At 41.1% G+C, this 11,080-nt stretch carries 5 protein-coding genes and 2 pseudogenes; 1 reads left to right on the forward strand and 6 read right to left on the reverse strand.

Annotated elements, in window-relative coordinates; genetic code table 11:
• Nucleotides 1–93: 93 nt before the first annotated feature.
• From OH460_RS27015 to OH460_RS27505, 6 genes and pseudogenes are all read right to left on the reverse strand, one after another.
• On the reverse strand, nucleotides 94–678 hold the full coding sequence (locus OH460_RS27015) for an outer membrane beta-barrel protein (protein ID WP_270000155.1): 585 nt from the start codon (nucleotides 676–678) through the stop codon (nucleotides 94–96).
• Between the two features lie 532 nt (nucleotides 679–1,210).
• A pseudogene (locus OH460_RS27020) lies at nucleotides 1,211–1,357 on the reverse strand (IS3 family transposase); the annotation flags it as partial.
• A 59-nt stretch (nucleotides 1,358–1,416) separates the two neighbouring features.
• Nucleotides 1,417–1,866 (reverse strand): annotated as a pseudogene (locus OH460_RS27025) (transposase).
• Between the two features lie 841 nt (nucleotides 1,867–2,707).
• Nucleotides 2,708–3,133: a hypothetical protein gene (locus OH460_RS27030; protein WP_270000156.1), complete on the reverse strand. Its 426-nt coding sequence runs from the start codon at nucleotides 3,131–3,133 to the stop codon at nucleotides 2,708–2,710.
• 9 nt (nucleotides 3,134–3,142) lie between these two features.
• Nucleotides 3,143–4,624, reverse strand: coding sequence for a hypothetical protein (locus OH460_RS27035; protein ID WP_270000157.1), 1,482 nt, complete (start codon nucleotides 4,622–4,624; stop codon nucleotides 3,143–3,145).
• 2,601 nt (nucleotides 4,625–7,225) lie between these two features.
• Complete coding sequence (locus OH460_RS27505; protein WP_443088700.1) at nucleotides 7,226–7,465, reverse strand: helix-turn-helix domain-containing protein; 240 nt, start codon at nucleotides 7,463–7,465, stop codon at nucleotides 7,226–7,228.
• Nucleotides 7,466–8,387: 922 nt separating this feature from the next.
• Between OH460_RS27505 and OH460_RS27040 the strand changes: the two genes are divergently transcribed.
• On the forward strand, nucleotides 8,388–10,427 hold the full coding sequence (locus tag OH460_RS27040) for a hypothetical protein (protein ID WP_270000158.1): 2,040 nt from the start codon (nucleotides 8,388–8,390) through the stop codon (nucleotides 10,425–10,427).
• The last annotated feature ends 653 nt before the right edge of the window (nucleotides 10,428–11,080 follow it).

Here is an 11,080-nt window from a genome sequence, read left to right on the forward strand (position 1 = left end):
TAACTGATAACGAATACCTTGAATGGTGCGTATTTTTTCAATCGCTCTTGGCTTCTATAAGCCAAGAGCGATTAAGGGAGTGCGAAGACCAAACTAGAAGTGGTATTGAACGTTGGCCATTAGTTTGACATCATCTTTAATATGTAATGAAGCCTCAAAGTCACCACTCTTGAATTCTTCTTTATGATGTGCTGTATACACAATTTCACTACCTAGGCTCCAGTTTTTAGTCCATTTATAGTCTAGGCCAGTTTGAACACCATAAATAGCGCCGTCATTATCATCAGCTTCACTTTCGAAGAACTCGTAACCCATATGAGCACCCACAGTCCAATTAAGCTTGCTGCCTATTGCTAACAAGTAATCATAACTTGCAGTTAAATCTGCACGATTCACGACATCTTCGACTTTATCATCTAGTCCATTATAAGCAAGTCCCAGCTTTACTCTATGGTGGTCGTTAATAATAACACCGCCACTTAGCCCCATGATAACAGAAGCCTTTGTGTCAAGCGATTCATTAAAGCCCTCATTGTTTTCAAGTTCAATTTTGCCACTTACATGCGTGCCGGCATCAATGCCAATAAAGGAGTCATAAGTATTTTCTGCTCTTGCACCAAACGTTGCTGTTGCTGCCAATGCCCCCAAAGATAAAAGTTTTACGGTTTTAATTTGCATGTTATGCTCCATTATAAGTATTGTTAGTTTAAAGAAAGTCTGATAAAGACTCCTTTACAGTTAGTTCTATCGCTAAGAGTTGTCTTGTCGTGGCTGCTTGTATTCTAGGCGTTATTAATCTGTCACATCTCTCGAACTTCAAAAACGAGAAGCTGTCCCCTCCATTATTTTGATGCCAAAGCTTGTCAGTTTTTTGGTTGCCTCCCAACATTCAAACTATTGATAGCTATATATCTAACAAACTCAAGTTGAGTCTACCCAGTATCGTAATAATTTAGCGTGTAAGCTAAGTCGTAACGATCTCTTTCAAGGATAACGAGAGTATGACACTGACTCGAGCCGGACAGACTTCCTTTGCAACAGAATTAACGTTTAGCCAGTGTACACTGAGCCCCCGATATCTTTTGGTTATAATTATTATTCCAAGGGCTGTAACAGACCGCCGGAGCGATTTACGTCGAAAGCAGAGAGACTCGATCGTTATAGCATATTGATGATTTCGTGTTCTGCTCCAGCCAGACTGGACTCTGCATTAAGCGACATTTTGCTGTTCAAAGCTAACTGGGCTTAGATACCCAAGAGCACAGGGCCTTATCCACCGATTAGAATCAAGCTCAATCTACTTGAAGACCGTTTGGCGCATCTCCTCTCTGATCACTATCGGTTCGGATTGAATCGCTTCAAGGCCTTTGTTGCTTAATTCAGAACGAAGGTATGCTCCCCCATTGTGCTTAATTCTTAAGCGATATGATGAGTTTCAGGAATACCTAGCCCTGTAAGCTTGTTCAACGCTTTGACCATTGCGTAAGTCTCGCCAACCTGAGCGTTGTAGTTCCTCAGGCTTAATTTCCCACCTAACAACTGTTTTACTCGATACATTGCTGTCTCTGATAGTGAGCGCTTATGATAGCCATACCGCTTTTTCCACTTCTTGACCTTCCATTTACCTTCGCCATAAACCTTGCAGCGCTCTCAATGGCATAGAGAAAACGCGTTTAACCATCAAGTAGTAATGGCTAAGTCGCTGAATCGGCGAGGTCTACCACGCTTGCCTTGTTTGTTTTGTTTCCACTCGGCTATCGCTTCCTCATCAACCTAAAAGGTAAGAGAGCCACGGTTGATTAAGGCTTTATTGTACTGCTTCCAGTTAGCTGTTTTGTAACGCGGTAGGCATGAGGCTACGACGATTAAAGGGTGTCGCCGATCAGATCGTAGCTTCTTGATTTAGTTCCATCGATTTAAGCAACAAAGCCATCCGTACAGTTTTCTGTCGAATAGTCGCCGTGGTAAAATGCTGCCAAAAATTTATGATGCGTTAGAGATAAAAAAACAAGGACGCGCCAGCGCTGCCTTGGTACGCGAATATGTTGAAGAAACTCGCAAACGTCGCCCCGTATGAATTCCTTATCTGCAAAGAAGAGTGAGAGTTCGTCAGTTTTAGAGCGGTGAAAGCCGCAAAGAATTGATAAGATAGACGGTTTTGGAAGGCCACTTGAGGTCAGCTTAGTTCCTTCCTGTGGATAAGTTTATCTGCAATTTGAGCAAACTTACCCATCGCAATATTTCTGAAACACTCCCCCCCATGAGATATAATCCCACCACGAAATAATTACAACCGATTGAATTTACTTCGATTTCGTTCGCTCTTTAAAAGGTAAGGAAACTTTGACTTACCGTTGAATAACATTAAGAAAGATATGGACGGACGACTACAACAATCATCTTATCCATCAAGGAAAAATGTAGTGTGCCAGCGCGCTAATAGAGACATAAGAGGGAGGGGCTCAATCTAAGCTGAAAAGAATTTAACCTAGCGGTAATCTGACAGGTACGAGTCTAAAAGTGAATAACTTACAGATCCGGTATGAATTCGTACAGCTTACTCCACAAGCAACCCCAGCATAGAAAGGTGTTCTGTTTTCAGTTTCACTTGATCAGTTCCACACATTCCACTTGGAATTACTATACGATAGAGCCCTTTCTTGAAGGTAAGGGAACCTCTAGAACCCCTACCTTCAAATCAACGCTATTACAACAACTTAAGGAAGCCAAGCGCTCTTTGATCATCCGAAATATCTAGGTTTGGCGCATAACGCTTAACCGTAATATGTCCTTTGTTATCTTTAGATATCAATACTGAGTTACCATCAACGGAAAAACCAAGTAGATACTTCATCGCCTTTTGAACACTCCCGGAATTGCCGACTAAAATTAGGTTCTTATAGGACTCCAAGGTCCCCTTGTCATAGTCTTTATTCTCTAGAAGAGATGTATCAACAATCAACACGTTTTTATGGCTGATGTCTATAGCTTTGTGTTTTTCTAGCTTTTCTGCAGTGAGTAATAAACTTTCAACGAACGTATCAGTGGTTGGGACATATTTTTCAAACGTAGCCCCAAACGCACTAGTTGACATTAATACCAATAGGAAAGTAAACGACAAACTCTTATTCATGATAACCCCTTAATTTAACAGTCCAGTTTTAGCTTGACGAAAACCTTCTTTACAAATGGTGTCCAGCTTGATGATAGATCCTCTAGAAATAGCTGAAATTGGTTGAGGGTTGTTAGTGTAACCTCCTTCATGAGTTTCAATTATATCACTGAAGCTATTTTGACTATCATAAACAGTCAAAGCCGTGCGAGCTAAATCGTACGTGGTCATAAACCACATTTCTCTCTCACTGCTTTCAGGACAGTTTTGTGAAGTTATGGTTTCTTGCCAGTCTACTTGGTTGGATAAATCGATATTCTTCCAACTCTCTTCACCAATTACAGTGTTAGCGTTAGTAAATCGGTCTTCCATTTCTCCACTTTCCTCCAAAGATGCCTCGCTTTTTACGCCTTGTAGAATTATAGGGTCTATGCGATACTTCCAGACAGCACCAAAGTTGTTCCTCAAGTCGTTCCTATCAAGAGAAGTTATTTGCCCCTCTTTTGAAAACTCTTCTGAAAACTCTTGACTCACCGATATATCAAATCCAGCACTCGGACCTTCTCCAGAAATTTCTCCACCAGCTGAGAGGCTCATTCCAACAGTGCTACTTGTTCCATGGGTATAGCTTGATGTCGAATCACTCTGTGGGTACATAAACGGAATATAAAAGTTGTTGGTGTTACTCTCCCCACCAGGGAGGCAGCGAGGATCAGCGTCACCATCAGTCGTACATACTTGATAGTAGAAATGAGGAAGAACTTGCTCAATAGTTGATGGATTAACTGGTTGCCCAATAGCCTGTAAATATTGAATAGCATCCTCCTCGACCTCCTCATACAGTTCTTGATCACTCCGATCTATTAGAAAAGTTCTAAAACTACTGTTATGCCAAGTGTTGGATAGAATATTAGCCCCTGAAGTACTTCTATACCAAAAAGTAGGCATAATGACTCCGTCAGAACCTGGAGAACTATCATCCTGAGTGAACATCTGCCCATAGGCTCCCCAGTGATCATCGTGCTCTGGGCCAATGTTATCATCGTAATTATATTGACCATATTGTTTCACGAGGGAGGCATCCGATAAATTGTAGAGCATATAGCGAGCTCTTTTTGTATCTGCCACTGACTCAGAGAGTAAAACTAGAGCAACTTTCTCAGTAACATCAACTTCCTCATCCAACCAGTACTCCCATCGAGCAGCCACCCCCCAGCTTTCACTGTCCTTAATATCGTTAAACTTCAACGTAGGATAACTAGTCTCGACTGTTACAGCTTTACAAAAGTCTTTGCTTACAGTCGAATCAGGATACCCATTTTGCTGTAGCCACTCATTCGCTTGGGTAGTAAGGCTATTAAACGTCTGACATACAGCCTCTGGGTCTACTGAGTTAGCAACACTATCGAACACTTCGGCAGAACCAGTAAACATAGGAGGGGGGGAGTGATTCTCTGCTGCGACAACTGGACTAGTTGCAAGCATCAACAGGTAGTATTTAGTAAACTTCATTATTCAGCTCCTTTTAAAGGATTAACGCGATAAATACCAAAAATAGAGCGCAGACCACTGAAACAATAATCTTTTAAACAAAGTTAACAGCAACTGCACCCATACACATTAGAACGTTAACCCATTGTTTGTTTGTAGTAAAAATTTATAAAACAATGTCAACATATACGAAAACCTTGAATACAGCTTTGTAAACTTGACCAGAATTGCCAATGTTGTTTTTTATAACTAGCGAATCGAACTTCTAGTGTGTCAGCTCCACGCGCCAGGCTCATATAACTCCAAGCTATGGGACTAAAAGCAGAAATTACGTTGTGCTGACGCTAAAAGTATAAATCGCTACAGAAGCATGCAGGGAGCTCGCAACAAAACAATCAACCGAAAAGTAAGCACAGTAAACGTGGCAGACCGAATCGATCTAACCACATAGCCCATTAACACTATACTGAAAATTAACCTTTTTTTTCTATACCGTGGAACGCTGAGAGGACTTCTAGACCCATTATTTAATACACCTAGTATCCAGCCATGTCGTTTAGCGAAAGAAGTTAAGGCTTTAAACTGGATCAGCGACAGAGCATATATTCATTGATGCCACGGCCTCAAAGTTGATAATAAGAGTGAATAGATGCTCAAGAAGTATGGCACTAGCGAGAAGCTCAGAGTTTAGAAAAGCTGCAATTCGCAGTCGACACCTGCACTAACGAAATTGATGGGAAAAAACTGAGTGAATTTAATTTAGCGAGATAGCAGTTCTTGCTAAATTGTTGAAGCAAGCACTCGGAAGAATCTTCAAGAGCTCCAGGTGATAGTGCTAATGACACAAGGAGATATCGCCCAGGCATAAAGGTTAAGCGCACGGGCTCGTTAACTCCTTCAAGAAAAGAAACAGCTTTCTGGGAACCATCATCCTCGTAAATTAAAAGCAGGTTGTCAGAAGCTCTTAGGCTCCACAGAAAGGGAAAATCAATCGACCACCAAATACAACCACAAGGATATCAATGCAGTTACCATATAGAGAGCTAAGCCTGATAAACTTCAGCGCTCACGTAGGTCTGATTTCTACTTTTACAAAAAAATTCAATCGTCTTATAGGCCTCGCCATAATGCAATCAGCTTGGATTCAAACACCCGATGCTAATTAGAGCGTAATAAAGGTAATTTATCGTTTATTCATCAAAGATAAAAAACCTGTTGGTGTTACATGTAAGATTTCAATCGTTGTAAATACACGCTAGGCTGTACAACTGCATAAACTCCGTGAGCAAGTAAAGTTTTCGGTTTACGATGCCTACTCTTTGACAATGCGCCGAGGCTATTTTGTTTGGGAACTAACCTACTCAAGCAGAGAACTACCAGCACTTTTGAAATTGTTCTGTAGACCCCACATCACAATTATTTCGGCAACGAAAAAAATATGTTCAAGAGCTTCATACATTTGCTAACGAGAGCATGACGACTATCCGGCATGGACATAGTCGCACAAATAACTCTCGTATCATAAGCGTCGTACTCTTCCTGCTTACACATGGTTTTACATGTCGACCGAAATATGCGTTAGCATACATCCTAAATCTTAGAAAGCTCGTCCGCAATGATGTGAGATTGCGCAAGGCTCCTTAGCGGGAGCTTTTGGCTCTGGTAACGAGTAGTGTCAACGCAATTCTAAAGTGTCCCCTTTTTAGCAATTCAGAAATGTCACGTTATCGGTCACACTCTTGGTTTATGACCAAACTTTGAACCATAATGAATCTTTTCCTTCGCTTTCTCGACTGTGTGGTGAACACTCTTTTCGTCATCCAAAGGAAGCGAATCTGGATCATCAATAAATTTGTGCCATTTTAGTTCTCGTCCCTCACTTAGAAATCGTTAAATCACCATCAAACGATTTACAGGTTGTTACTGTTGAACCTCGTAGACGATACCCTCTACCTTCCTCCATAATTTGATATTCACAGTTTCTAAATTGGAACGTTAGATTCTTTGAAAGCTTGCGAATATGGTGTAAGCGAACAATTAAATCTAACTCTTCTTCTGTGTAGTACGGGACGGTGAGCATCATCTGAATTGTGTGCTGCTGTGGCAAATCGTTGATTGTATTTAGCTATAAATGTTGGCAGATAAGCATTTGCCGTTTCCATATCGTTTATCCCCTCCAATCGAAGCTCTTTTACGAGTACACCATTAGCTCGTTCAACTCGACCTTTGAGGGCTATTCACATGTATCGGTTCTATTTCTAGTGTTTTCATCGCTCTAGTGAATTGGGTTAACTCACCATCACAATTCGGTAAGCTGATGCGGAAGATACTGTGTTTATCTGAATATAAAACGATTGGGCGAACATGACTCTTCAAATAGTCTTGTAACGTTTCCATATAAGCTGGCGTTGTTTCAACTGGAGCACATCGCATAGCCATTAGCTCGCTGGTCGCATCATCAATGAACACAATCAATGTGCAGTAATCCCCCCGGCCTTCGAACCAAGCATGGGAAGAGCCATCGATTTGTAAGAGCTCACCTCGGCAAGAACGTCACTTTCTTCTTTGATGGTTCCTCGCTTTCTTTTTCTCTTTTGGAAGCCAAATAGCCTCTTCGATCATTCAGTTTCTTAATGTTTCTCTGGATATCTTAACCCCATGCCTTTCTTCAAGTTTTTCGCTAACAAGCGTCGGATCAAAATCGGCGTAGTGAGCTTTAACTAACAAAATGACTTGCTGTCGAGTCTGGGAGATATAAGCGTTGTTAGGCTTTTTCCCACGATGACGAGATACAATGCCAGATGCTCCGTACTGGCGATAACGGGCAATAAGACGTTTACTTGACGTACAGATAGAGATAATGTTGACTTATACGACCGGCGTGAAGCGATTTGATTACGGTGAGGTTATCAAGTTCCTGATGACTCAATATTAGTTCTCCTTCCAACTTATCCTCCAGATTCACGTTTGAAAAAGGGGACATTATCGCTTTGCGCTAATATCTGGTGACGAGTAGTTGACAAAGAGTATCAAGAAACCTATCCCACTAAACTTTGCGACTAGGATTAGATAGAACCGGCCCTCTTTTAGTGCTCAAAAACACGGTGTTGGAAGAAACTCTGTCGACGTCTATGCCAACAATTTCAAAAATACCGGTAACTCCCTGTGGTTTTACTGCTTTGCCTCCAGAAAGCAGTACTGAGGGGTTAAATGTAGTCGCCCGTTTGGTTCGTGTAACGTAATGTCATTTCTATTTGCCATAGCACCATTAGCTAGATATTTCTATGGATCTCGGATTGCCTGCAACAGCATGTCAACGAGGACTTTTGCATCGCCAACATTAGATAAGTCGAGTGCCGCAGTAATATTTAATTGGGTGATTGTGTTGTCTGACAAATTCCACTTTCTCCGGGCTCTGAGCTTTCAGTTAGAACCGAGTAATCGCTATGTCATTGAAGCACCGTGCCCTACCATGCTTAACTAGCTTGATTTGTTTCTAGTGCATTGTTTGGGAAACTACGACGGTCTCGCTGTTATAGCCAGAGTAACTCGTAACTCCTTGCTGATAGACAAATGTTTTTCGACACAAGCGACATCGACCGTAATAACGCATAATTTTTTAATGTAACAAAATCAAAAATAACTTTTAGTTATAGTTAGTATTCAAGTTTAGTTTCAGATATCAACTAGAATAGTGTGTAACTCTAAATCAGTCATCTTAGAATAAAGATGATAGATATTTGAACTTTGGAGTATTTCAAGGCAGCTATAAGTAACTATCCTAATGAAAACTAAACCTATTCTAACATTTATCTTATCAATACCCATCTTGCTGTTGCTCACGGCATGCAACCACTCTTCAACAAATCAAGAATCACCGGTTCAACCTCCTCCAGTGGAAGTCACCTTAGAGCGCTTAAGTGTCAAGCAAACCAAGAGGCCGGCAATTGAATCTCTTTTTGAAGGAGGAGCTTTTCATAACAATGCTCTTCCAATAAATAAAGGTGATCAAATTTGTTATTCTGTTACCGGTGTCTTTTCTGACGAATCAGAAGTCAACCTCACCAATGAATCGGAATGGTCTATTGACGAAGGTGGCTACGTACGTACTGATGGCTCATGTTTTACAGACCTTGGGAAAACTGGAATTACTGTCGTTCATGCTTCGGCAAGAGATTTAACCTCTGATGCGTTAGAAATTGAGACTATCAAGGAAACTGAACTAGCATTAAACAACCCAATTAACTTTACTTTAGGTGAAGAAGTATCGCTTACTCAAGGAACCTATGGCTTGTTAGGATTCAACGTTGAGTGGAGTAATGGTGACATATTGAGTAATCTAGTTGTCGATGAAGTAATCTCAACCTCTACTGACCCAGAAGTCATTCAAATCCAGTCAGAGAACCAAAGACAAGAGAAACTAAGAGCTCTTGGCCCGTCAGGCAGTCGCACATTGGTCAATTTTAGCTACGGTAGTGTAGAAAAAGAACAGGCAATAGTTATTTCCTCCCCAGACATTATCGCAATGAGCATAAGGCTTCACAAGCTGTATACAAACCAAGAAGTTAATTATATAAACAAAGGGCAATTTAGGGGGGTAAACACTACAGGACTATTTCAAGGAGACATCACAGAAGAAGGGACTGGAGATGGCACGTTTACTCTGGATCTCACCGATGATACACAATTCGATTCTGATTGCGATGACATTGTCTTTTATGAAAACTACCTTCGAGCAACGGGGGGACCTTTGAGTGGCGACCACAGCTGTATCATTGGGGCTGTTTATAACGAGAGCTCAGCGTCTATCCCTATTACGGTAAGAAATGCCACGCTAAAAAAAGTTGAAGTCGTCAGTTCACCCGAGTCAGATTCAGTTATTATGTACCAACCAGTACACTTTCATGCTGTAGGTACATTTACCTTCGACAATGGAGGCATGGTTAAAGAGGAAATAACAAAAGACGTTGAGTGGAACACCACAAGCGGTTCTTTTGAACCAATCTCTGGCAGCCCAGGAGCGTTTAGGGTTCAAGGTAGCGTTGGAGATGAAGAGACTGTAACAGCCACCGCTAGCTCAACAAGTTTTTCCTTCCCCTCTTCCTCAACCACAAGTAAAAGAGGCCTCAAAACTGTTCAGATCAAAGAAGGTAAACTGGATTCTATAGAGATACAGCTCGATGAGAGTGGCCCTAATGGCACGCTTCCAAGCATCGTACCGTTAAATCAATACCGAGAGTTCATTGCGATTGGCCACTATGATGGCGGCTCTGGGGATGACATCGCTCTGGACATCACCAATTCTGTTACATGGAAAAACACCAACTTAGCAGCATTTAGTAACTCTACGAGAAAATATACAGCTATTTCTTCGGGTGGCGAAATGGCAGATATTAGTGCTTCATATGAAGGTGTAGTCAGCAATATTACGACGTTGACTACTGATAGCGCTTCATTGGACCAAGTCTCATTTGACGAAATAGCATATTATAGACCGCAAATATGCACAAACGGTAATGGTGATAACCGCTGTGTTGCTGATGATGCAGTAACATGGACTCAATGGTCAACCTATACTTGGGATGAGGCTGACACCTTATGCTCTGACCAAGGAAGACGCCTACCGAGTAGTGCTGAACTGAACCGCCTCACACTCCCCTACGGTAACATTAGCTTAGCTTATGGGTGGCCATACTATTCACACTATTACTGGACTATGGATAAATCTGATTCCGGTCACTACGCTCAGTACGTCGATGGTTGGCCTTATGATGAGAATGACGGTAATCACTATATGGTATTGTGTGTGGATAGGACATTATAATACACTTAGTTGGTTGTTATCTAAGTGTTGAAAGTAGTTTGGTCTCCCCCCTTTTTTTGTGCTTAGATTCTAAGAAGAGGAAAGGAGTGTTAGCTTAGCTTGTTAGTGTAACTCTCCACGAGGCGATTACCAGAAAAGAACTCCGCATAGATGCAGCTTTGCGTAAAGTATCTCCAAGCGACTTGAGGGCGATTGATTTTACATAAATAGCGCGCATAAAGCCATTCTGATGTGTAGAAATGCGGCACCATGAGCACCGGATGATCAATTAGGCGCCTGTATGCTTTTGCAGTAAGTAACTATGACAATACTTGGTACTTTGTTGATAAGGAAAAACCTCTAGCTAGACTTCTAAACTCAGTTTTCTGATAGAATCTCAAAAAATCTATACAAAAAGAACATGACCCTAATTTCATGCTAAACTATACAATATGGTTAACTTTGAAAGCAAGGGATACAATAATCGGAACTTTATGTAAATTTGTAGAAGAGTCTGTAAGGTAGCAGCAATTAGGTGTTATCTTTTGAGATAATGCCAATCCATATCGCAGATGCTTATAAAAAATTCATCTTGTGGTGCTTTTTAAAATAGAATTTTAATCTAAATTATTAAACGCATAGGCTAAATTATAAATATTGAGGTTGAAATGAAT

The organism is Vibrio sp. Makdt (assembly GCF_027587015.1).
Taxonomy (GTDB): Bacteria; Pseudomonadota; Gammaproteobacteria; order Enterobacterales; family Vibrionaceae; genus Vibrio; species Vibrio chagasii_B.